General features: G+C 61.7%; 22 protein-coding genes. 13 read left to right on the top strand and 9 right to left on the bottom strand.

What is annotated here, in order from left to right; genetic code table 11:
• The first annotated feature begins 31 nt into the window (after positions 1-31).
• Both FGF54_RS20915 and FGF54_RS20910 read left to right on the top strand, forming a co-directional pair.
• Positions 32-919, top strand: coding sequence for a proline/glycine betaine ABC transporter permease (locus FGF54_RS20915; protein ID WP_035263623.1), 888 nt, complete (start codon positions 32-34; stop codon positions 917-919).
• Positions 912-1,973 carry a glycine betaine/L-proline ABC transporter ATP-binding protein gene (locus tag FGF54_RS20910; RefSeq protein ID WP_142780992.1) on the top strand — a complete coding sequence of 354 codons (1,062 nt, stop codon included), beginning with the start codon at positions 912-914 and terminating at the stop codon, positions 1,971-1,973. The genes FGF54_RS20915 and FGF54_RS20910 overlap by 8 nt, the downstream gene beginning before the upstream one ends.
• On the opposite strand, the gene FGF54_RS20905 is transcribed toward FGF54_RS20910, so the two are convergent.
• Positions 1,965-3,209: a TIGR03862 family flavoprotein gene (locus FGF54_RS20905; RefSeq protein ID WP_142780991.1), complete on the bottom strand. Its 1,245-nt coding sequence runs from the start codon at positions 3,207-3,209 to the stop codon at positions 1,965-1,967. The two genes, FGF54_RS20910 and FGF54_RS20905, sit on opposite strands and share 9 nt — an antisense overlap.
• 53 nt (positions 3,210-3,262) lie before the next feature.
• Here FGF54_RS20905 and FGF54_RS20900 point away from each other — a divergent pair, with 53 nt between their 5' ends.
• The 3 genes from FGF54_RS20900 (at position 3,263) to FGF54_RS20890 (ending at position 5,294) form a co-directional block, all read left to right on the top strand.
• Entirely contained in the window at positions 3,263-3,850 is a 588-nt protein-coding gene (locus FGF54_RS20900; protein WP_142780990.1) for a YigZ family protein, read from the top strand.
• 140 nt (positions 3,851-3,990) lie between these two features.
• Positions 3,991-4,659, top strand: coding sequence for a pseudouridine synthase (locus tag FGF54_RS20895; protein ID WP_080853886.1), 669 nt, complete (start codon positions 3,991-3,993; stop codon positions 4,657-4,659).
• A gap of 8 nt (positions 4,660-4,667) precedes the next feature.
• Positions 4,668-5,294: a class I SAM-dependent methyltransferase gene (locus tag FGF54_RS20890; RefSeq protein ID WP_020010055.1), complete on the top strand. Its 627-nt coding sequence runs from the start codon at positions 4,668-4,670 to the stop codon at positions 5,292-5,294.
• On the opposite strand, the gene FGF54_RS27360 is transcribed toward FGF54_RS20890, so the two are convergent.
• Positions 5,295-5,480 carry a hypothetical protein gene (locus tag FGF54_RS27360; protein WP_003508485.1) on the bottom strand — a complete coding sequence of 62 codons (186 nt, stop codon included), beginning with the start codon at positions 5,478-5,480 and terminating at the stop codon, positions 5,295-5,297. It abuts the gene before it with no gap.
• Between the two features lie 184 nt (positions 5,481-5,664).
• Here FGF54_RS27360 and FGF54_RS20880 point away from each other — a divergent pair, with 184 nt between their 5' ends.
• Together FGF54_RS20880 and FGF54_RS20875 are read left to right on the top strand one after the other, a co-directional pair.
• Positions 5,665-6,891 (top strand): PQQ-dependent sugar dehydrogenase, encoded by a 1,227-nt coding sequence (locus tag FGF54_RS20880; RefSeq protein ID WP_142780988.1) that lies wholly within the window; start codon positions 5,665-5,667, stop codon positions 6,889-6,891.
• A gap of 104 nt (positions 6,892-6,995) precedes the next feature.
• Positions 6,996-8,012 (top strand): DNA topoisomerase IB, encoded by a 1,017-nt coding sequence (locus FGF54_RS20875; RefSeq protein ID WP_065657404.1) that lies wholly within the window; start codon positions 6,996-6,998, stop codon positions 8,010-8,012.
• Positions 8,013-8,015: 3 nt separating this feature from the next.
• Here FGF54_RS20875 and FGF54_RS20870 read toward each other — a convergent pair whose 3' ends face one another.
• Both FGF54_RS20870 and FGF54_RS20865 read right to left on the bottom strand, forming a co-directional pair.
• Positions 8,016-8,738: a response regulator transcription factor gene (locus FGF54_RS20870; protein ID WP_003522116.1), complete on the bottom strand. Its 723-nt coding sequence runs from the start codon at positions 8,736-8,738 to the stop codon at positions 8,016-8,018.
• A gap of 1 nt (position 8,739) precedes the next feature.
• Complete coding sequence (locus FGF54_RS20865) at positions 8,740-9,975, bottom strand: sensor histidine kinase (RefSeq protein WP_142780987.1); 1,236 nt, start codon at positions 9,973-9,975, stop codon at positions 8,740-8,742.
• A gap of 303 nt (positions 9,976-10,278) precedes the next feature.
• On the opposite strand from FGF54_RS20865, the gene FGF54_RS20855 reads away from it, so the two are divergent.
• The 6 genes from FGF54_RS20855 to recX all read left to right on the top strand — a co-directional run bounded on the left by FGF54_RS20855 (position 10,279) and on the right by recX (position 16,372).
• The gene (locus FGF54_RS20855; RefSeq protein ID WP_078053674.1) at positions 10,279-11,295 is read left to right on the top strand and encodes an ABC transporter substrate-binding protein; all 1,017 of its coding nucleotides are present in this window, start codon (positions 10,279-10,281) and stop codon (positions 11,293-11,295) included.
• A 112-nt stretch (positions 11,296-11,407) separates the two neighbouring features.
• Positions 11,408-12,871: an ATP-binding cassette domain-containing protein gene (locus FGF54_RS20850; RefSeq protein ID WP_142780986.1), complete on the top strand. Its 1,464-nt coding sequence runs from the start codon at positions 11,408-11,410 to the stop codon at positions 12,869-12,871.
• Positions 12,868-13,809, top strand: a complete 942-nt coding sequence (locus FGF54_RS20845) for an ABC transporter permease (protein WP_142780985.1) — start codon at positions 12,868-12,870, stop codon at positions 13,807-13,809. The genes FGF54_RS20850 and FGF54_RS20845 overlap by 4 nt, the downstream gene beginning before the upstream one ends.
• The gene (locus FGF54_RS20840) at positions 13,806-14,753 is read left to right on the top strand and encodes an ABC transporter permease (protein ID WP_003522111.1); all 948 of its coding nucleotides are present in this window, start codon (positions 13,806-13,808) and stop codon (positions 14,751-14,753) included. Before FGF54_RS20845 ends, FGF54_RS20840 begins: the two co-directional genes overlap by 4 nt.
• A 35-nt stretch (positions 14,754-14,788) precedes the next feature.
• Positions 14,789-15,709: an SMP-30/gluconolactonase/LRE family protein gene (locus FGF54_RS20835; protein WP_142780984.1), complete on the top strand. Its 921-nt coding sequence runs from the start codon at positions 14,789-14,791 to the stop codon at positions 15,707-15,709.
• A 72-nt stretch (positions 15,710-15,781) separates the two neighbouring features.
• Complete coding sequence (recX, locus tag FGF54_RS20830) at positions 15,782-16,372, top strand: recombination regulator RecX (RefSeq protein WP_142780983.1); 591 nt, start codon at positions 15,782-15,784, stop codon at positions 16,370-16,372.
• Positions 16,373-16,375: 3 nt separating this feature from the next.
• Here the strand turns inward: recX and FGF54_RS20825 are convergent, their stop codons facing one another.
• The 5 genes from FGF54_RS20825 to FGF54_RS20805 all read right to left on the bottom strand — a co-directional run bounded on the left by FGF54_RS20825 (position 16,376) and on the right by FGF54_RS20805 (position 21,353).
• Positions 16,376-16,774: a cytochrome c family protein gene (locus FGF54_RS20825; protein WP_168208205.1), complete on the bottom strand. Its 399-nt coding sequence runs from the start codon at positions 16,772-16,774 to the stop codon at positions 16,376-16,378.
• Positions 16,775-16,869: 95 nt separating this feature from the next.
• Positions 16,870-17,397, bottom strand: a complete 528-nt coding sequence (locus tag FGF54_RS20820) for a DUF992 domain-containing protein (protein ID WP_003522107.1) — start codon at positions 17,395-17,397, stop codon at positions 16,870-16,872.
• 248 nt (positions 17,398-17,645) lie between these two features.
• Positions 17,646-18,455 carry an ATP-binding cassette domain-containing protein gene (locus FGF54_RS20815; RefSeq protein ID WP_035263594.1) on the bottom strand — a complete coding sequence of 270 codons (810 nt, stop codon included), beginning with the start codon at positions 18,453-18,455 and terminating at the stop codon, positions 17,646-17,648.
• Positions 18,456-18,489: 34 nt separating this feature from the next.
• Positions 18,490-20,454 carry a Fe(3+)-hydroxamate ABC transporter permease FhuB gene (gene fhuB / locus FGF54_RS20810; RefSeq protein WP_142780981.1) on the bottom strand — a complete coding sequence of 655 codons (1,965 nt, stop codon included), beginning with the start codon at positions 20,452-20,454 and terminating at the stop codon, positions 18,490-18,492.
• Positions 20,451-21,353, bottom strand: coding sequence for an iron-siderophore ABC transporter substrate-binding protein (locus FGF54_RS20805; protein WP_168208204.1), 903 nt, complete (start codon positions 21,351-21,353; stop codon positions 20,451-20,453). The genes fhuB and FGF54_RS20805 overlap by 4 nt, the downstream gene beginning before the upstream one ends.
• Positions 21,354-21,370: the final 17 nt, after the last annotated feature.

Here is a 21,370-nt window from a genome sequence, read left to right as displayed (position 1 = left end):
CCCGCCTCCGGTTCGTCATGGAGAACAGGATATGGAATGGCTTTTCAAATTTCCGACCATGAATGACGATGCTCTGCGCGCGCTGAAAAAAGTCATCGACGAGGGGTTCCGGGCTTTCACCCGAACCTATGGCGGCGCAATCGAGGGATTGTTCACCCCCCTTCAGAGCTTCCTCATCTGGGCGGAAAGGCTTTTGATCGGCGCACCCTGGCCGGTCGTTATTCTTATTGTCGGCGCGCTTGCCTGGTTCGGCAGCCGCAGCGCCACCATTGTTTCGCTCTGTTGCGGCATTCTCTTCGCCATCGGCTGGTTCGGCATGTGGGAAGACACGATGAAGACGGTCTCGATGATCTTCGTCTGCGCCGTGCTGTCCATCGTCGTCGGCCTGCCCATCGGCATCGCCATGGCGCGCTCCAACCGCCTGCAGAGCGTGGTCAATCCCGTTCTCGACGTGATGCAGACGATGCCGAGTTTCGTCTATCTCATTCCCGTCGTCATGCTGCTCGGCATCGGCCGCGTGCCCGGCGTCATCGCCGTCGTCATCTATGCCATTCCGCCGATGATCCGGCTTACCAACCTCGGCATCCGCATGGTCGACCGCGACGTGCTGGAGGCCGCCGACGCCTTCGGCTCTTCGAAGCGCCAGAAGCTTTTCAAGGTGCAGCTGCCGCTCGCACTGCCCACCATCATGGCCGGCATCAACCAGACCATCATGATGGCGCTCGCCATGGTCGTCATCGCCTCCATGATCGGCGTTCAGGGCCTCGGTCAGCCGGTGCTGAAGGCCATCGCCAACCAGTATTTCACGCTCGGCGTGTTCAACGGGCTTGCCATCGTCGGCATCGCCATCATCTTCGACCGCATCAGCCAGGCCTATGGCCTTCGCCTGCAAAAACACCGGGAAGTGGCGCATGGCTAGTCAATCGATCGAAATTCGCAGCCTCTACAAGATTTTCGGCCCCAAAGCGGCCGACTATGTCGAACCCGTCAAGGCCGGCATGTCCAAGTCCGATCTCAACGCCAAACATGGCCATGTGCTCGGCCTGCGCGATATCAACATCACCATGCCGGGCGGGCAGATCACCGTTATCATGGGCCTTTCCGGTTCCGGCAAATCGACACTGATCCGCCACGTCAACCGGCTGATCGACCCGACCGCCGGCGAAATCCTCTATGGCGGCACGGACGTGTGTCGCCTCAACGAAGCGGATCTGCTGGAATTCCGCCGCCACAAGACGGCGATGGTGTTCCAGAAATTCGGGCTGCTGCCGCACCGCAACGTGCTGCAAAACGTCGTCTATGGCCTCGAGGTGCAGGGCGTCGACAAACGCGAGCGCGAAGAAAGGGCAGAGGTCTGGATCAGGCGCGTGGGGCTGGAAGGTTTCTCCAGCCATTATCCAAACCAGCTTTCGGGCGGCATGCAGCAGCGTGTTGGTCTGGCGCGGGCGCTCACCAACAATGCCGAAATCCTGTTGATGGACGAGGCCTATTCGGCGCTCGATCCGCTCATTCGCGTCGACATGCAGACGGTGCTGCTGGAACTGCAGAAGGAACTGAAAAAAACCGTGGTCTTCATCACCCACGATCTCGATGAGGCCCTGCGGCTGGGCGACAAGATCGCCATTCTGCGCGACGGCGAGATCATCCAGCAGGGCACGGCGGCCGAAATCGTCATGTCTCCGGCCGACAGCTATATCGAAGCCTTCGTGGAAGAGGTCAATCGCGGCCGCGTCATTCGCCTTGGCGCCGTGGTGCAGCCGGAATTTGCCGGCCAGTCCCGCCTTCAGCTCGATGCGGATATGACGGTTGAAGAGGGCCTGCGCGCCCTCGTCCGGGAAAATGTCAGCAGCGCCACAGTCGTCGGTGAAAACGGCAAACCGCTTGGCGCCGTCACCACCGATGCCATCATGCGTTGCCTCGTCAGGACCGCACATGGTGAGGAAGCAGGCACGGCTGAACGCTTGTCAGGCTGAGCCTTCAAGCCACGCGGCCATGCCCTTTGCGGCGGCCTTGCCGGTGGCGAAACAGGCGGTCAAGAGATAACCGCCGGTCGGCGCTTCCCAATCCAGCATTTCCCCGGCAGCAAATATGCCGGGGAGCTTTTCCAGCATGTAGCTTTCATCAAGGCCGCTCCATGCGACGCCACCGGCAGATGAAATTGCCTCAGCAATCGGTCTCGTCCGCAAAAGCGGTATCTCCGCATGTTTTATTCTCGCGGCGACGAACTCATCCGGCATGGCCGCGATATCGGGAAAGATTTCCCGCAGAAGCCCGACCTTCACCGCCGATAAGCCGGCCGCCTTGCGCATGCGGTTTGCAAAGCTCTCTTTCCGTCCGAGTTTCGCCAGATCGCGGCTGAGGCGTTCCACCGTACGTCCCGGCGCAAGATCGATTGCGAGCGACACTTTGCCCGCCTCTTCCAGCCGGTCGCGTAGCGCGGCGGAATGGGCATAGATCACGCTGCCCTCAATACCATGCTTCGTGATGACGAATTCGCCCTGAAAGGCTCCGGCTGGCGAAATGGTGATAGTGGATTTCACCGCTTCACCGGCAAAACGAGCGCGGAAGATATCGCTCCAGTCAGCGTCGAAACCGCAATTGGCGGGGCGGAACGGGGAAAGCGCCACGCCTTTTTCCGCCAGCGCCGGAACCCATGCGGCATCGGAGCCGAGACGCGGCCAGCTTGCGCCGCCGAGCGCCAGAAGAACGGCATCGGCCTTGATGGTGATCTCGCCCTCCGGTGTCGCGAAAACCAGGTGCTCGCGGGAAAAACCCGTCCAGCGATGCCGCGTCCTGATGGTCACCCCCTGCGCCTCCAGCCGGGCAAGCCATGCCCGCAGCAGCGGCGAGGCCTTCATGACGGTGGGAAACACCCGGCCCGAGGTGCCGACGAACGTTTCCTGCCCCAGCCCCTGCACCCAGTCGCGCAGCATATCCGGCGTAAAATCATCGAGAGCGGCGCGCAGCCTCGGCTCCGCATCGCCGAACCGGTGACGGAAGCTGTCGTAATCTTCGGCATGGGTGATGTTGAGACCGGATTTTCCGGCCATCAACAATTTACGCGCCACGGTCGGCATCGCCTCCAACACCGTCACGGCATGGCCTGCGGCCGAAAGCATCTCGGCCGCCATCAGCCCCGCCGGTCCGCCGCCGATAATCGCGACCTGCCTCGCCTCGCTCAAAACCCTCTCCATCGCCATCTTCGCCATTGCGAGCCTTATACCGATTTCCGCATGCGAATATATGCGATATTGAAACGCCCATGTTCACGCTCGACCGACCCGTCACCTTTTCGCAGGATATCAAGAAAAGCCGCTTCATCGCCTTTGCCGCGCCGGTGACGGGCGAAGAGGATGCGAAAAACTTTCTAGCGGCGCATTCCGATCCCGACGCGAATCATAATTGCTGGGCATGGCGAAGCGGCCAGACCTATCGTTTCAGCGATGACGGCGAGCCTTCGGGCACGGCCGGGAAACCGATCCTTCAGGCCATCGACGGCCAGGCGTTGGACAATGTCGCCGTTCTCGTCATCCGCTGGTTCGGCGGCATCCTGCTCGGCAGCGGTGGTCTCATGCGCGCCTATGGCGGCACGGCGGCAGCGTGTCTCCGGCTTGGAGAAACCTCGCCCGTCATCGCTTATGTCAGCGCGATTTTGAGCTGCCCCTTCTCCGATCTGGCGCTGGTGAAATCGCGCCTTTCCGCCACACAGAACCTGCGGGTGGAAAAGGAAGATTTCACCGGAACCGGCGCGGATATGCTGCTTTCGGTTCCGGCGGAGGAAGCCGAACGGCTCACCCGGCTTTTAAGCGACCTGACCAGCGGACGCGTCAATCTCCACATTCCCGAATAGAGTTTTTTCGCTTTTCTTCGAATCGCGAAAACACTCTAACTCTTTATTTTGGCGCATTTCCGGACGGAAAACCGGGGTCCACTTTTCCTGGAAATGCTCTAGCGCCTGTCCGAATGCGCAATTCGTGCTAAGGAAGCGACATGTCATCCGAGCTTTCCAACCCCGTCTATCATCCGCCACTCGACCCCTGGCTCACCATCGTGCACCGCGACGACGATCTGCTGGTGCTGGATAAGCCAAGCGGGCTTTTATCTGTGCCGGGGCGCGATCCGGCGCTTTCGGACAGCCTGATGACGCGGGTGCAGAAACAGTTTCCGAAAGCGCTGATGATCAACCGGCTGGACAAGGACACCTCCGGCATCGTGCTGATGTCCCTGAACCGCAAGGCGCATGCGGCGATTGCATCGCAGTTTGAAAACCGCCAGACGCGCAAATCCTATATCGCCATTGTCTGGGGAGAGGTTGCCGGAGAAGCGGGAGAAGTGGACCTGCCGCTCGCCATCGATCCCGAAAACAAGCCACGCCACCGGGTCGACCACGAGAACGGCAAGCCGGCGCAGAGCCTTTGGCGGGTGCTGGAGCGATTGCCGCTTCCGGCAACGCGGCTGGCGCTGACCCCCCTCACCGGCCGCACCCACCAATTGCGGGTGCATATGAAGGCGCTTGGCCACCCCATTCTCGGCGATGAATTTTATGCCGAGGGCGAAGCGCTTGCCGCCGCGCCGCGTCTGATGCTGCATGCGCAGGAGGTCGGGTTCCGCCATCCCGATGGCCGCGACGTCACCTATACCGTGCCCTGCCCCTTCTGAGGCCTGCGATGAAAGAAAAAGACGAAAGCTTCGTAGTAGATTTTGTCGGCGGTGCAGTCGGACATCGTTTCCGCTCCGGCGAGGGGCGCGGACAGGCCCTGCCGAAAGCCGCGGGTTTCACGAAGGGCCGCACGCCGAAAATCGTGGATGCGACCGCAGGCCTCGGGCGCGACGCTTTTCTGCTGGCCTCACTGGGAGCGGAAGTAACGCTGATCGAACGCTCGCCGGGAATGCATGCCCATCTTGCGGACGGCATTCGCCGCGCGCTGGAGGCGGGCGGCGCCTATGCCGAGGCGGCGGCGCGCATGACGCTGCTTCACGGAGATTCACGCCAGTTGCTGAAAGAGCTTTCACCGGAGGTGGTGATTGTCGACCCCATGCATCCGCCGCGCCACAATACGGCGCTGGTGAAAAAGGAGATGCGGGTGCTGAGAGAACTGGTTGGCTCCGACCCGGATCAGGTGGAGCTGATGGAAGCTGCGCTGGAGAATGCGACGAGGCGGGTGGTTCTGAAATGGCCCCTGCGCGCCGAGCCGATGCCGGGCATTCGCAAGCCTTCGCACCAGATAATGGGCAAGAACACCCGTTATGATGTCTTTATGATCTTCGGAAAATCTCTCGACCCGGAGGAGTGATTAGCGGAAGCTCGGCTTTCGCTGCGCATTCATCAAAAGCTCGTGCCGCGAGGCGAACTCGCCGAACAGCTTTCTGAGCCGGGTTTCCTCGGCCTTGTCCAGCCGGTAACGCCGGCAGAATTCCGCAACGTTGAGGATCGGCTTGGTTCTGTTCCCGTCTATGGTCTTGTTGTCGATGATCTGCATGGCGCTCTCCGTATAACAGAGCCCAAACGTCGCTTGCGCCTTGCGGTTCCTTATGAATTCGCATGGATGAGAAAAGAGCGTGCCGCCTGCACACGGAGTGATCAAGTTTTCTTGAAACTATCGCAGGAAACGAAATCCTCCCCAAATGGTTCTCCGCCTGATGTAAACGATGGAAGGGAGACCCATGTTCCAAACCAACCGATTTCTGAGTTCGACGATCCTGTGTGCGCTGCTCGCCCTGCCGCTTGCCGGTGTTGCGCAGGCCCAGGCCCCGGCTGCCGAAACGAAACGGCCGAATGCGCCGGATCAGAAACCGGCTTTTGAGGGCCAGACCCGCGCGCCGCAGGCCGCCACCCAGCCAAGCGTCGAAAAAACCGTGATCGCGGACGGCCTGCCGCATCTGTGGTCGATGGAGTTTCTGCCCGATGGCCGCATGATCGTCGCAGCCAAGGAAGGCGCCATCCATATCGTCGCCGACGGCAAGGCCGGCCCGGCGATCGCGGGCGTGCCTGAGGTGGCATCCGACGGGCAGGGCGGCCTTCTCGACATTGCGCTGGCTCCCGATTTCGAAACGTCGCGCACCATCTTCTTCTCCTTCTCCGAACCGCGCGATGGCGGCAACGGCACGTCGGTAGCCTCGGCGAAACTGACCGAGGAGGGCAACGCGGCAAAATTGGAAGATGTCTCGGTGATTTTCCGCCAGATGCCGACCTATGACGGCGACAAACATTTCGGCTCCCGCCTCGTTTTCGGGCCGAGCAACGAGCTATACGTCACCGTCGGAGAACGTTCGGATTCAAAGCCGCGCGTGCAGGCGCAGGACCTGTCGAGCGGGCTTGGCAAGGTCTTCCGCATCGATACACAGGGCAAGGCCTTTGAAGGCAATCCTTTCGCCAGCCAACAGAACGCCCTCCCCGAAATCTGGAGCTATGGCCACCGCAACCTGCAGGCGGCAGCGCTGGACGGAGAAGGCAGGCTCTGGACCGTGGAACACGGCCCGCGCGGCGGCGATGAGCTGAACATGCCGAAAGCCGGCCTGAACTACGGCTGGCCGGTCATCACCTATGGCGTCGAGTATAGCGGAAGGTCGGTTGGCGAAGGTGTTACCGCAAAGGAAGGCATGGAACAGCCGGTTTATTATTGGGACCCGGTCATCGGCCCCTCCGGCATGGCCTATTATGACGGCGACCAGATTCCCGAATGGAAGGGCGCTTTCATCGTCGGCGGTCTGGTAAGTCAGGGTCTCGTCATCCTGCATATCGATGGCGACAGGGTCGCCACCGAAAGCCGGCTGCCGCTGGAAGCACGCATTCGCGACGTGAAGGTCGGGCCGGATGGCGCGATCTATGCTGTAACCGAAGAGCGCGGCGGCGGTGAATCGCAGATTCTGCGGATCGCCAAGGCCGGCTGATTAAAAAGACCGGCTGAGAAAACTCACGACTGGAACGACAGGCCGCCGGAACGAAGGTGGCCTGTTTTTCGTTTGCCGCAGCGTGAAACCTGCCGGAAAAAACCATGCCACAACCGCCCACCCGCCTTCTTGCCAAAATCGGACTTGCCTATGTCAACGATCAGGAGCCGGGTATTTCCCGCGAGAAACGCGGACGCGGTTTCTGTTACCGCCTTCCGGGCGGCGAACTTCTCTCCGACAGCGTCGAACTGAAACGCATCAAGGCACTCGGCGTGCCGCCCGCCTATAAAGACGTCTGGATATGCATCGACCCATCAGGGCATCTCCAGGCTACGGGTTTCGATGCCCGCGGGCGAAAACAATATCGTTATCATCCCGACTGGCATGCGCTCCGGGGTGAGACGAAATTCTTCCAGCTCAAAAGCTTCGGCAAGGCGCTGCCCGCCATCCGCCGCCGCGCCATCGCCGATATCGAAAAACAGGATCATGGGCAGGAAATGACGCTCGCGGCGCTCACGCTGCTGCTTGATGCCGCCTATCTGCGCGTCGGCAACCGCTCCTATCTCGAAACCAACGGCACCTATGGCGCAACGACATTGCTCAAGCGGCACGTCTCCTTCGGTGAAACCATCGAGCTGCGGTTTGCCGCCAAGGGCGGACAGAAGGTGAAACGGCAATTGCGCCACCCTCGCCTTCAGAAAATCCTTGAGGAAATCGCCGATCTCCCCGGCAAGGAACTCTTCGTCTGGCAGGACAGTGAAAACCGGGTGCATTCGGTCGATTCCAGCGATCTCAACGCTTATCTCTCCCGTATCGGCGGTCAGGGTATTTCAGCCAAGACCTTCCGCACATGGGGCGGAACGCTCGCCGCCTTCTGCAACGCGATGGAACATGTGGCGGCGGGTGAAAAACCGAGCATAAAAGGCATGTGCCAGGCAGCAGCGGCGGAGCTTTCCAACACGCCCGCCATCTGCCGCAAGAGCTATGTGCACCCGGCCGTCCTCGATATCGCCACGGAAGAGAAAGCGCAGAAAAAGCTTGGCCGTATCCTGAAGGTCGGGGCAAAGCCCGTCTCCGGCCTCAGGGCGGATGAAAGACGGCTGCTTGCCTTCCTGCCCTGAGGATCAGCGGCTGCCCGCCCATTCCGCCAACTCCCGCTCGGCCCTTTCCAGCGCGCTGTAATTCAACAGCTTGCGCAGGAAAGCGACGGTAACGGCGCGGGTTCTGAGATTATACCGGCCTTCCGCCTCGTCATCGCCGGCTGCCTGATGCACGTTCAGTTTCTCATAGAGGCTTTGCAGCCGGTTCTGCACGCTGCGCAGCGACAGGTTGCGGCGGCGCGCAATCGCCTTGTCGGTGAGGCCGAGAGCGACATCGACAAGGATTTCATATTCGGAATCGGTAAAGCCATGCGCCTTGCCGAGGCTCTTTTCCTGCAGGCCGCGCACTTCCCGGTCGATCACACATTGCGCCTCGATGAAGATGCTGCGCAGCGCCAGCCGCAGACGGTCGTCGGAGGCGGATTTCAGCACGTAGCCATAGGCGGCACCCTCCGGCACGATGCGGGAGACACCGCGCACATAGGCCTCGTCGGAATAGTTGGACCAGAACAGGATGCGGGTATCCGGCCTTTCCTTCCAGATGGTGCGTGCCGCCTCGATGCCGTTGCGCTCGTTCATCTGCAAATCCATGACGATATGGGCGGCCCGGTTTTCCCGCGCGAGCTTTTCGCCGGTTCTGCCGTTTGCCGCCTCCAGAACCTTGTCGCATTCCGGCAGCGCGGCACGCACCGCCTCGTTCAGATAGGCGCGGTGCAGCGCATCGTCCTCCACGATCAGCACGTCCATGTCACAACTCCTCCCGCCGGTCGAAAGCGCCTGCCGGCAAGGTGACGGTGATGCGGGTTCCCGCTCCCGTGCCATTGCCGCCAATATCGAATTTCGCCGAAATCAGCCGCGCCCGCGTCTTCATATTGCCGATGCCGAGGCCGCCGGAGGCCCCGCCTTCGCCGCCGCCGCTGCCGTCGTCGCTGACAGTCACCCGCAACCCGCCGTCGATTGCGGTCAGTTTCACGGCAATCGCTTCGGGCTGGGCATGGCGAATGGCATTGTTCACCGCCTCCTGCACGATGCGGAACAGCGAGATGGCCACCGTCTTGTCCAGCCTTTCCACCAGCCCGTCCGTCTCATCCGTCACCGACCAGTCGATTGCCGATCCGCTATCGCGCACGGAACGGTCCACATAGGTCTCGATGGCCTCAACGACGCCGAACAATTGCAGGATCGAGGGTTTCGCCTCCTCAATGATCTCGCGCAAATCCTGCATGCAATGCTGCAGGCTGCGCACCACCGGCTCCAGCATCTCGCCTGACAGGTCGGGGGTATGGCTCATGCGCTCGATGCGCCGCGCCAACCGCGTCAGGTCCGCCAGCGTCTGGTCGTGCAAATCCATGCCGATGCGCTGCCGCTCGGCCTCCAGCGCCTCGGTCAATTGCAGCGCGCCTAAACGCAGGCCCTCCTCGCGGGCATTGGCGCGCGCTTCCTCGATGGCGGAGCGTTTGGCCTGCTCGGCGGCGCGGATGGCGTAGAAATAGGGCGCCAGCAAATCCGCGACCGCGCGGGCATTCGCCACATCCTCCATCGTATAGGCGTCCGACCCGTGGGAGGAGCAACTCAGCGCGCCGATGATATCGCCATGCACCTTCATCGGCACATGCAGGCGGCTATGCAGGTTGAGTTCGATGATCGGGCTTGAAAACGACCCTTCGAAATGAAAGCGCGGATCGGAACAGGCGTCGCCGCTCAAGAGGTATTCCACCTCGCCTGACAGCAGTGTCCGGATCGGACTACCGGTCAAAAGGGCGGGCGGCTGCCGGCTCCAGGCGCTGACGAGGCCACTCTCATAAGCGATGTGATATTTGTCATCCAGTTGCTTGATGCAGACATCCATATGGTCATGCGGGATGATATGGCTGATCTCGGTGGCGACCGCCTGGATGATGGCATTAAATTCCAGCTGCCCGGCAAGCAGCCGCGAAATGCCCATATAATGATGAAAAAGAGCGCTTTTCGGCGTATCCAGCATGTGCGGACGCCCTCCCAAGCGCCTGCCTTCGACCATCGCGGCAAGATTCAACCCCAAGGGCGCCGCATCATCCATTCTGCGCCCGGCAGTGGCGTTTCGTCCTGCGGGTTCCCGCAAGCTTTCTGCGGAAACCCGCAGGAAGATTGCCGCGATCCGCCTATACAAGCCAAATCTTCTTGGTCATTCTCGCTTCTACTGGGGAAAGGAGCTCCAGTGCAAAGGAATTCCACCTGCCGCCGAGGAGATTTGCGGCGTGCGAGGATTCCGGGCTCGAAAAGGGCAAGCCACGAGGGAGGAAATCAAATGGCTTTCAGGAAGATGCTTCTGGCATCGGCCGCTGTCGCATGCGCAGCTCTGCCGATCACCGCTCATGCCGATACGTCGGCCAAAAAAATCGCGCTTTCAAACAATTATGCCGGTAATTCCTGGCGTCAGGCGATGCTGACGAGCTGGGACAAGATCACCAAGCAGGCGGTTGCCGACAAGCAGGTCGCCGCCGCTGACGCCTTCACCACCGCCGAAAACCAGGCGACCGAACAGGCCGCGCAGATCCAGAACCTCATTCTTCAGGGTTACGACGCCATCGTCATCAATGCCGCTTCGCCGACCGCGCTTAACGGCGCGGTGAAGGAAGCCTGCGATGCCGGCATCACCGTCGTATCCTTCGACGGCATCGTCACGGAGCCCTGCGCATGGCGCATCGCCGTCGATTTCAAGGCAATGGGCGAAAGCCAGATCGACTATCTCGCCAAGGCCATGCCAAAGGGCGGCAACCTGCTCGAAATCCGTGGCCTCGCGGGCGTTTCGGTGGACGATGAAATCCACGCCGGCATCGCCGCCGGCGTCGCCAAGAACCCGCAGTTCAAGATCGTCGGTTCGGTCAATGGTGATTGGGCGCAGGATGTGGCGCAGCGCGCCGTCGCCGGCATTCTGCCGAGCCTTCCAGAAGTCGCGGCTGTCGTGACGCAGGGCGGCGACGGTTATGGTGCGGCACAGGCTTTCGCCGCCGCCAAGCGCCCGACACCCACCATCGTCATGGGCAACCGTGAAGACGAGCTGCAATGGTGGAAACAGCAGAAGGACGCAAGCGGTTACGAGACCATGTCCGTCTCCATCGCGCCCGGCGTCTCGACGCTGGCTTTCTGGGTGGCGCAGCAAATCCTCGACGGCAAGGATGTGAAGAAGGACCTGACCGTACCCTTCCTGCGCATCGACCAGGCCAATCTCGAGGAAAACCTGAAGACGACCCAGAAGGGCGGCGTGGCGAATGTGGAATATTCACAGGAAGATGCTGAGAAGGCCATCGCATCGGCCAAATAGGCCGGATCGGCTTTAAGCCTCACTATTGCGGCGCTCCCGGAACGGGCGCCGCAATAGCCACCATATTATCCGATTTTCACATCACTTTTTCACATCACTGGCGTAGTTGCTCATGAATGACATCATCGAGGCGGAAGAGGTCGTCGCTGCGCGCGGCGTGAAGGTCGTGTTCGGCGCGGTAAGGGCGCTGGATGGGGCCGATCTCGTCATCCGCACGGGGGAATGCCTCGGGCTCGTCGGCCATAACGGCGCGGGAAAGTCCACCATCGTCAACGTCATCAATGGCGGGCTGACGCCGCATGAGGGTTCCGTTTCCTATGGCGGCAACGAAAACCGCCACGGCATTGCCGCCGCGCGCGCGAACGGCGTTCGCTGCGTGTTTCAGGAACTGTCGCTCTGCCCGAACCTGACGATCAGCGAAAATGTCCGCATCATGCATGCCGCCACGGGTGGGCGAAACTGGCGCGGCCGTGCGCTGACGACGATCCGCCAGACACTGGATGAAATTTTCCCCGGCCACGGCATCGATTGCGAGCTGACCGTCGCCGAACTTTCCATCGCCGAACGGCAGATGGTGGAAATCGCCATCAATTTCTGCCGCATACCGCACGCACCGAGACTGGTGATCCTCGATGAGCCTACCTCTTCGCTCGATGCCGGTCTTGCCGAGCAGCTGATGGATTATGTCCGCCGTTTCGTGCGTGAGGGCGGCTCGGTTCTGCTGATCTCGCATATTCTCGGCGAAATTCTTTCGACGGCCACCCGGATCGTGGTGATGAAGGATGGCCGGGTGGTGGCCGACCGGAAGGCCGCCGACTTCACCACCCGCTCGCTGGTTGAGGCCATGGGCAGCGTCGTCAAGGAACAGGACAGGCGGCGGGGTGAAAGCCGCAAGGCCGGCGAGAAGGTGCTTTCCATGCCGGCACGCCGGGGCGAAGGCCTTGCCTTCGAGGCCTTTCGCGGCGAGATCGTCGGCCTTGCCGGTCTCGGCGGCCATGGCCAGACCGAAGCGCTTCTCGATCTTTATCTTGCCCGCAACAATAGCTGGCTGCCCGCGCGCAAGACCGATATCGCCTTCGTGGCGGGCGACCGTAGCCTGAACGGCACCTTCCCGCTGTGGAGCATCCTGAAAAATCTCTCCATCGCCTCGCTCAGGGATATTTCAGCCGCAGGCATGGTGGACAGAGCCAAGGAAACCGAGCTTGGGGTGCAATGGAAAAAGCGCATCGAAATCCGCACGCCCGACATGGGCAACAAGATCCTCTCCCTTTCCGGCGGCAACCAGCAAAAGGTGCTTTTCGCCCGTGCGCTTGCCACCACCGCCAGCACCGTCTTGATGGACGACCCGATGCGCGGCGTCGATATCGGCACCAAACAGGAGGTCTATGACATCTTGAGAACCGAAGCCTCCCACGGCCGCACCTTCATCTGGTACTCCACCGAAATGGATGAAATCCGTCTCTGCGACCGGGTCTATGTGTTCCGCGACGGCGCCATCCAGGCGGAACTCGTCGGCGACGATATTACCGAGCAGAATGTGCTGGCGGCCTCCTTTGCCGGAGAAGACCACGCATGAAACTCTCGGCAAACGCGCTCCGCCTCATCATTCCCGCCGCCTCGCTCGCCTTCCTGCTCGCCGCCGTCTTTTACATGCAGCCGCGCGCCATGAGCTATACCGGCATGAACCTGCTGTTCAATCTGGCGGTGCCGATTGCGCTCGCCACCATTGCGCAGATGCTGATCATGTCGGTCAACGATCTCGATCTGTCGATGGGCACCTTCGTCAGTTTCTGCGCCTGTGTGACCGCCACTTTCCTGCAAACCACGCCCATCCTCGGTATTGCGATCTTTGCCGGTGCGATTGCGGTTTATGCATTGCTGGGCGCCATCATCCATATCCGCGCCCTGCCCTCCATCGTGGTCACGCTCGGCATGAGCTTCGTCTGGGGCGGCCTCGCCGTTCTCATTCTTCCCTCGCCCGGCGGCCAGGCCCCCGCCTTCATCCGGGCGCTGATGACGGCAAAACCGCCCTTCGTGCCAATCGCCATCGTCGCCAGCATCCTGATCGCGGTCGTCGCCCATTACATCGTCATGCGCTCTTCTTTCGGTGTGCTGATGCGCGGTGTCGGCGGCAATTTCCGCTCGGTCGAGCGCTCCGGCTGGTCGGTCGTCGGCATTCGCGCCGCCACCTTTGCGCTGGCCGGTTTCTTCGCGGTACTCTCGGGTATCGCCCTTGTCGGGCTGACGACATCGGCCGACGCCAACATCGCGCTGCGTTATACGCTGCTCTCGATTGCCGGTGTCATCCTCGGCGGTGGCGAATTCGTCGGAGGAAGGATATCGCCCATCGGCGCGGTCATCGGCGCGCTGACGCTGACGCTCGCCGGTTCGTTCCTCTCCTTCATGCGCATTTCGCCGGACTGGCAGATCGGCGCGCAGGGGGCGATCCTCATCATCGTGCTGGCGCTGCGCATCCTGCTCAACCGTCTTGAAAAGCGGGAGAAAAACCAATGAACGGGCTCTCTTCCCTCACCAGAAAACCATGGATCTGGTCCTTTGCCGCAACGGCGGTCGTCTGGATTGTCACCGTGCTATTCACCGGCGGCGCAAGCTCCTTCGGCCTGTCGCATGCCGCACTCACCTTCGCGGCCTTTTCGGTCATCGTCGGCATCGGCCAGATGTTCGTCATCACGCTCGGGCCGGGCAATATCGACCTCTGCGTTCCCGCCACGATGACGCTGTCAGGCACGCTGGCGCTCAAATTCATGGATGTGTCCGACGGACTTATCCTGCCCGGACTGCTGATCGCCATTCTGATCGGCATCGCCATCGGCATCGGCAATTATGCGCTGATCAAGCTCCTGCGCATCCCGCCGATCATCGCGACGCTCTCCATGAGCTTCATCGTGCAATCCATCGCCATCTGGTCGAACCGCGGCCTGCGCATCAAGCCGCCGGAAACATTGGCCACATTCGCCACGTCAAGTTTCTTCGGCATTCCCAACGTCGCCCTCGTGGCCCTGCTGCTTTCGGTCATCGCCTGGCTGCTGCTCGACCGCTCGTTTTACGGACGCTGGATTTCCGCCATCGGCCAGAGCACCTTTGCCGCCCGCATGACCGGCATTCCCGTGGACGGCGCACGTTTCGTCACCTATGTGCTCTGCGCGGTGCTTGCTGCCATCGCGGGTTACCTGCTCGCCAGCTTCTCCGGCGGTGCTGCGCTCAACATGGGCTCGGAATATCTGCTGATGTCCATTGCTGTCGTCGTCATCGGCGGAACGGCGGTGGCGGGAGGGGATTCCAATGTGCCCGGCATCTGGGGCGCTTCGCTCTTCATGTTCCTGGTGGTGTCGATGCTGAATACTTACGGTTTCGGCGCCGGCATCCGTCTCATCCTCACCGGCCTCATCATCATCTCCGTCATTCTTCTGGCAAGCGGCCCCAAGGCCACGCGCTGAACCCATAACGACAAGCCCCCAAGCGGACCACGCTCATGACCATAGACACGACCTCCCCTTACGAAATCCACGATGACCGCTTTCGCCATCTGATCGTCGGCAATGCCGAGCTGGAAGAGCTCTATTCCGGCTGCCGCTGGGCCGAAGGCCCGGTGTGGTTTGCCGATCTGAATTGCCTGCTGTTCAGCGATATTCCGAATGAGCGCATGTTACGCTGGGTGCCGGACGGCGGGATCTCGGTATTCCGCCAGCCCTCCAACTTCACCAACGGCAATACCCGCGACCGGCAGGGGCGGCTCGTTTCCTGCGAACATGGCGGCCGCCGCGTCACCCGCACCGAATTCGACGGCTCGATCACGGTTCTTGCCGACAGCTACGGCGGCAAGCGGCTGAACTCGCCCAATGACGTGGTGGTCAAATCCGATGGCAGCGTCTGGTTCACCGATCCCACATACGGCATTCTTTCCGATTACGAGGGCTACAAAGCGGAACCCGAACAGAAGACGCGCAATGTCTACCGGCTCGATCCCGCGACAGGAGAGGTAACGGCCGCTATCGACGACTTCATGCAGCCGAACGGTCTTGCGTTTTCGCCTGATGAGACAAAGCTCTACGTCGCCGACAGTTCCTACAGTCACGATGTCTCCCGCCCGCGCCATATCCGCGTCTTCGACGTGGTGGATGGCGTGAAGCTCACCAACGGCCGGGAATTCTGCAATCTCGACAATGGCCTGCCGGACGGCTTCCGTCTGGATACGGCCGGCAACCTGTGGACCAGCGCCGGCGATGGCGTTCACTGCTTTTCCCCCGAAGGTACGCTCCTCGGCAAGATCAAGGTGCCGCAGACGGTCGCGAACCTCACCTTCGGCGGCCCGAAAAAGAACCGCCTGTTCATCACCGCGACGAAATCGCTTTATTCGGTCTATGTCGCCGCAACCGGCGCGCAAACGCCCTGAGCTACTGAAAAACCGGAGGAAACGGGCCGGGAAGGAACTGGCAAGACGGGTTCACCGCGCTATAAAAGCGGAATGAACGACGATTCCAGCCCCTTCCTGACCGACGACATGGCCGTGGACGGCGACGCGCCGGCTGTCGAGCCCACCAGCCGGATGCTGTCCTGGGCGCGCAATTCTGCGCTCTACCGGCTGGAACAGCGCATGATGACGGAAAAGCAGCTGCGCGACGCCATCATGCGCAAGGCGCGGGAAAAATTCGAGGATATCAGCCCGGCACAGGTGAAGGCGCTTGGCGAATTTGCCGTGACCTTCGCTTATGGCATCAAGGCACTCGACGACACCGCCTATGCAGAAATCGCCGTGCGAAGCGGCCAGCGCAGCGGCAAATCGAAACGCGGGCTCGCGCAGAAACTTCAGATCAAGGGTATCGCACGGGAAACGGCCGCCGCCGCACTTCAGGAGACCGATGATTTGGTCGCAGCCGTCATCTTCGCCCGCAAACGCGCCTTCGGGCCGTTTCGGCGTGTCGAACTGGACGAGAAGCGCAAGGCTAAGGAATTCTCCGCTTTCGCCCGCAACGGCTTCGGCTTCGAGATCGGCGCGAAAGTGATGGCGATGACCTTCGAAGAAGCGGAAGAGATTATCGCTGAAGCACCGCTCTGACCGCTATTGCGGCATGGGATGCGTTTTTAGATAGGCGATCAGATCCGCAATATCGGTTTCGCTCCACAGCCCGAAAAAGCGCATCGCATTTCCCGGTATCGCCTTCTTCGGGCTGGCGATGAATTTTTGCAGTTCCTCCTCCGACCACACTCGGCCAGCCGCGCCGGCATCCTTCAGCGCCTGCGAATAGTGGCCGTAATCGGTCACGGAAGCCATCGGCCTGCCGACGACACCCATCAGATGCGGCCCCATGCGGGTGCGTGGCGTGTCGATGCTGTGACAGGTGGAACAGCGGCTGAAGACCTTCTCCCCATGGGCCGCATCGCCCTCGGCAAAAGCGGCTGTCGCCAAAAGGAAAGAACAGGCGGTCACTGCCGCCACACGTCTGAATGTGGAAATCATGGCCCGGATAATACAACGCCCTCTCCGTCTGACAACGAAGAGGGCGTTTTTTGACATGCGACAGAATGCCCGGCCGGGGCCGGGCACTTTGCCGATCAGTTCATGGCCGTGAGCGTCACGGAGGTGCCGGTGGCGGCGAGGTTGAGACCAACCTGACCCGTCACGCTGACCGTCTGCAGCTGGATGGAGCCGGACGTGCCGCCAACGAGAACGTTTGTGCCGACGCCGAGACCGACGGTGACTTCAGCCGTTGCGCCCTGATAAAGGCCGCCGAGCGAACCGCGGTGGTAACCGGCGGTCGGGGCGAAAACGGCCCAGACCAGACGGCCCTGCGTGGTGAAACCGAGGTCAACACCCATCTTGCGGATGGCGCCGGTGTAATGGTCGGTGCGACGGGCGCCCATGGTGGACTGGAAAGTACAATCCAGTTCCTTGGCCGAGCCGAGAACGTAACCGACGCCGCCGCCGATATCGCAGGTGAGGTAACCGATCTTGACGCCGTTGCGATCGTCCTGCTCCTGCGGAGCCGGCTCATATCTTGCAAGGTCGGCAGCGAGAGCGGACGCGGTTCCGCCGAGGCCCATCGTCAATGCGGCAAAAGTTACGGCAACAGCCTTTTTCATCTGATTTTCTCCTGTTTTATTCCTACCCGCAGCAGCCCTTCTTGCCCTCTCCGGATATTGAATTCCGCACTGTTAACGTTTGTTCCCTGAAATCGATCCAAAACAACTTAATTGGAGGCGATGAAAGCGGAACGGTTAACAATGTCTGATGGCGGTAGGATGCCATTAAGACATTGTTAGGGCGGGAAATGCGCGCGGAATCGCCATCAACAGCCAGCGTTGCCGGCCGTTGTTTTGCTGCAACAACCTCAAAGCGGCAGGGCGACGGGAAAGCCGGTGGCGGCATGGGTCATGACATCCATGCGAACGCCATAGATGCGCTGCAGCGTCTCCGGCGTCATGATCTCCTGCGGCGTTCCCCGTGCGATAAGCTGACCGGAATGAAGCGCAACGATCTCATCGCAGAAGCGTGCCGCCATGTTGACGTCGTGCAGCACGACGATGACGCCGAGACCCTTTTCGCGCGACAATCTCTGCACCAGCGAAAGCACCTCGATCTGGTGCGCCATGTCGAGTGCGGAGATGGGTTCGTCGAGAAGCAGGCTTTCGGCATTCTGGGCCACCAGCATGGCAAGCCACACGCGCTGGCGCTCGCCGCCGGAAAGCGTATCCACCAGCCGGTCGCGGAAGGCGACGGTGTCGGTGAGTTCGATGGCTTCGTCCACTTTCTCCTGATCGGCTTTGGTGAACTGCCCAAGCGCGCCGTGCCAGGGATAACGGCCGAGCGCCACCAGTTCCTTGGCCAGCATGCCGGAGGCGGCCGGCGTATATTGCGGCAGATAGGCGAGCTTTCGCGCAAATTCACGATTGCCCCATGCGCCGAGCGCCTTACCCTCGAATGAGACCCTGCCCGCCGTCGGCTCCTGAATCCGCGCGAGAATCTTGAGCAACGTGGATTTTCCCGAACCGTTGTGACCGATCAGGCCAATGGTCTTGCCGGTCGCAAAACTGGCCGTCAGCGGCTGCAGCAATGTCCTGCCCGGCACTTCCATCGTCACGCCGTCGAGAGAAAAAAGCGGAATATCGTCATAATCGACGGCAAGTGCTGCCTGACCCATGGTTCTCATCTCCGTACATCGTTCAAAAAATTCATTATCGCCTGCCTGAAAGCCAGATCAGATAGGGCGCGCCGGCAAGCGCCGCAAAAAGCCCGAGCGGCAACTCATAAGGAAAGGTGACTGTCCGTGCGCCGAGATCGGAAAGCGCCATCAGCACCGCGCCGAACAGGAAGGAGGCGAAGAGATGGTCGCGCGGCGTGGTGAACCCGGCACGAAGCGCAATATGCGGCGCCATCAATCCGACGAAACTCAAGGGACCGACGAGCAGCGAGGCAGCCCCGGTGGCAATGCCCGCCACCGCGATGGCGGCGATGCGCGCCGCACCGAGCGGCAGACCAAGGGAGAGCGGCACATCGCGTCCGAGCGGCAGGATCGTCAGCCAGCGCGTGACCGATAGCGCGCCCGCCAGCAGCACGATGGAAAGAATGGCGAGAAAGATCGCCGAAGCCGGCGTCGCCGTCGAACCCGAGCCGCTGAGCCAGGCGAGGATCTGCCATGCCCGCTGGTCGCCAATGGCAAGCAGCGCCGAGAGAACGGCCGAGCAGAGCGAACTGACGGCAATGCCCGCGAGCAGGATTTTTTCCGGCGCGAGGTGCCGGCGCATGGAAAACAGCAGGACGAGGATCATGACGCCCGCAGAGCCGATGCCGGCGCCGCAAAACAGTTCGAAAAGACCGGCCGCCGGAAAAATCGTGATGGCGGCGGCAAAACCGAGGCCTGCACCGCCGCTGACGCCGATTACTTCCGGGCTTGCCATGGGATTGCCGGTAAGCCGCTGGAGAAGCGCCCCCGCCATGGCCAGAAGTCCGCCTGCGGCCACGGCCGCCACCAGCCGCGGCCAGCGGAACGGCAGCAGGCTTTGCAGATCGTCAGCCTTCAGCACCGTCCAGCCATCGGGCCCTTTGCCGATGGCGAGCGCTGCAAAAACCAGCCCCGCCATGACGGCCAGTACCGGCAGCAGGGCCGTAAGCCGGCGTCTTGTCGCCAGCTCGACGCCTTCACCGCGATGCACATCGGTCGGCCGGATTTTCGGCAGCAGCCACAAAAGCAGCGGGCCGCCGATCAGGGCCGTTACCGCGCCGGTCGGAAAAACTTCGGCCGTCGTGCTTGCCAGAAGCTGCACGACACCGTCGCAGAACCACAGCAGCAAACCGCCCAGAAGCGGGGAAACCAGGAGCACCGAAGACGAACGCCGCACACCGAGCGCCCGGGTGAGCGCAGGTGCTGCAAGGCCGATGAAGCTGACGAGACCGACCGCCGAAGCAACGAAGGCGGCGAGCATGACCGCGACGGCGGCGACCGCCAGCCTGATCGAAAACAGCGAGACGCCGAGCGATCGCGCACCGGCATCGCCGAGACCGAGGACCGTCAGCGGCTTAATCAGCAGGCCGGTCAGAAAGAGCCCGGCAACAAGCTGGAAACCGAGGGACAAGGCGTTCGACCAGTCCTGCTGGCTGAGCGAGCCGCCGTTCCAGACGACCAGCGACATCAGATATTCGCCCTGCGCCAAGGTCAGAGCAGCGGAAACGGACGCGGCGGTGATGCCCACCAGCAGCCCCGACACCACCATGGTCACCGGCTCGAAGGCGCGTCGCCAGCCGAGAAGAAACACGATGCCGGCCGCACCAGCCGCGCCAGCGAGCGCCACAAAAGCGCGGTTACCATCCAGCACCGACGGAAAGAACAGGGTGGCGATAACGATGGCCAGTTGCGCGCCGGCCGAGATGCCGAGTGTCGAAGGATCGGCAATCGGATTGCGCAGCAATTGCTGGAACAAAGCGCCCGACAGGCCGAGCATCGCGCCCGCCAGAATGGCGACCGCCACGCGCGGCATCAGGCTGAAGGCGAAAATCACCTGATCCATCGACATGGTGGCGGCATCGAACGGCAGGCCGGGCCATGCACCGAAAGGCAGCCGCAACAGCCCGGCATGCAGGGAAAGCCCGCAGGCCAGAACGAACAGCAGCCCGAAGAAAAGCTGGAGAGGCCGCGCCGTCACAGGGCTTCTCCCTGCGCCGAGAGCGCTTCGCTCAGAAGCCGCGCAAAGCGCATGCCGGCGGTGATGCCGCCATAGGGGCCGACATTTCCGAGCGTGACCACCCGGTTTTCCCGCACGGCAGGCAGCGCGCGCCATATGGCGCTGCTGCGCAGGGTTTCCCGCGCCTCGACCGGAATATCGGAGACAATGACGATGCGCGCATCGGGCGACGCGGCGAGGTTTTCAAGCGGCACCGGGGCCGCGAAGGTGAATTGCGAACGATCCACCCAGGCATTGGCGAGCCCCAGCCGGCCAAGAACATCCCCGAACATGCTATCCGCACCGAAAGCGCGAAAATGCCGGGCGTCGCCGATATTGATCACATAAGTCGGCCGCGCCGCAAAACCGGCAAGGCGGGTCCGCATGGCTTGCAGCGTCGCTTCCGTTTCGCCCAGAACCCTGCGCGCTTCATCCGCCCTGCCAAGCTTTTCGCCAAGGGCGGAGACCGCCGCCAGCGCCTTTGCGAAAGGCGGCTCGCCCTTCACATAAAAGGGCAGCGAGAAGACCGGGGCAATCGCTTCCAGCCTTCCGGTATAGCGGGTGTAGAAGGGCGAAATCAGAATGAGATCGGGCCGGGTCAGTTGCAGAAGCTCGAAATTCGGCGCACCGCGTAGGCCGAGATCGGCGACGGTTGCAGGGATTTCCGGCTCAACCGCGTCCGCCCGAAACTGGATGAGCTCGGTCGCCGCCACCGGCATGACGCCGAGCGCAACGGCGGTTTCCAGCATGGCCCAGTCGATGGCGGCAAGGCGTGGCGTGACCGCCGCCTGCACCTTGCCAGCAAGAGCCGAAGCAGCGAGCAGGCCTAAAAATTCCCGCCGCCCCCAAAGGGGGGACATCCATCGATCCTTGCGCGTCATGCCCCTGCTGCTTCACT

The sequence above is a fragment of the Agrobacterium sp. T29 genome, assembly GCF_006970545.1.
GTDB lineage: Bacteria > Pseudomonadota > Alphaproteobacteria > Rhizobiales > Rhizobiaceae > Agrobacterium > Agrobacterium leguminum.
The sequence above is the reverse complement of the archived record's forward strand: the minus strand, read 5'-3'. Positions and strand labels throughout refer to the sequence as shown.

Coding starts and splice junctions, on each gene's coding strand:
- FGF54_RS20850 (WP_142780986.1), top strand. CDS start 11,408: ATGAATGACATCATCGAGGCGGAAGAGGTCGTCGCTGCGCGCGGCGTG.
- FGF54_RS20825 (WP_168208205.1), bottom strand. CDS start 16,774: ATGATTTCCACATTCAGACGTGTGGCGGCAGTGACCGCCTGTTCTTTC.
- FGF54_RS27360 (WP_003508485.1), bottom strand. CDS start 5,480: ATGCAGATCATCGACAACAAGACCATAGACGGGAACAGAACCAAGCCG.
- FGF54_RS20895 (WP_080853886.1), top strand. CDS start 3,991: ATGTCATCCGAGCTTTCCAACCCCGTCTATCATCCGCCACTCGACCCC.
- recX (WP_142780983.1), top strand. CDS start 15,782: ATGAACGACGATTCCAGCCCCTTCCTGACCGACGACATGGCCGTGGAC.
- FGF54_RS20815 (WP_035263594.1), bottom strand. CDS start 18,455: ATGGGTCAGGCAGCACTTGCCGTCGATTATGACGATATTCCGCTTTTT.
- FGF54_RS20905 (WP_142780991.1), bottom strand. CDS start 3,209: ATGGCGAAGATGGCGATGGAGAGGGTTTTGAGCGAGGCGAGGCAGGTC.
- FGF54_RS20890 (WP_020010055.1), top strand. CDS start 4,668: ATGAAAGAAAAAGACGAAAGCTTCGTAGTAGATTTTGTCGGCGGTGCA.
- FGF54_RS20910 (WP_142780992.1), top strand. CDS start 912: ATGGCTAGTCAATCGATCGAAATTCGCAGCCTCTACAAGATTTTCGGC.
- FGF54_RS20835 (WP_142780984.1), top strand. CDS start 14,789: ATGACCATAGACACGACCTCCCCTTACGAAATCCACGATGACCGCTTT.
- FGF54_RS20915 (WP_035263623.1), top strand. CDS start 32: ATGGAATGGCTTTTCAAATTTCCGACCATGAATGACGATGCTCTGCGC.
- FGF54_RS20840 (WP_003522111.1), top strand. CDS start 13,806: ATGAACGGGCTCTCTTCCCTCACCAGAAAACCATGGATCTGGTCCTTT.
- FGF54_RS20820 (WP_003522107.1), bottom strand. CDS start 17,397: ATGAAAAAGGCTGTTGCCGTAACTTTTGCCGCATTGACGATGGGCCTC.
- FGF54_RS20805 (WP_168208204.1), bottom strand. CDS start 21,353: ATGACGCGCAAGGATCGATGGATGTCCCCCCTTTGGGGGCGGCGGGAA.
- FGF54_RS20900 (WP_142780990.1), top strand. CDS start 3,263: ATGTTCACGCTCGACCGACCCGTCACCTTTTCGCAGGATATCAAGAAA.
- FGF54_RS20845 (WP_142780985.1), top strand. CDS start 12,868: ATGAAACTCTCGGCAAACGCGCTCCGCCTCATCATTCCCGCCGCCTCG.
- FGF54_RS20880 (WP_142780988.1), top strand. CDS start 5,665: ATGTTCCAAACCAACCGATTTCTGAGTTCGACGATCCTGTGTGCGCTG.
- FGF54_RS20870 (WP_003522116.1), bottom strand. CDS start 8,738: ATGGACGTGCTGATCGTGGAGGACGATGCGCTGCACCGCGCCTATCTG.
- FGF54_RS20855 (WP_078053674.1), top strand. CDS start 10,279: ATGGCTTTCAGGAAGATGCTTCTGGCATCGGCCGCTGTCGCATGCGCA.
- FGF54_RS20875 (WP_065657404.1), top strand. CDS start 6,996: ATGCCACAACCGCCCACCCGCCTTCTTGCCAAAATCGGACTTGCCTAT.
- FGF54_RS20865 (WP_142780987.1), bottom strand. CDS start 9,975: ATGCTGGATACGCCGAAAAGCGCTCTTTTTCATCATTATATGGGCATT.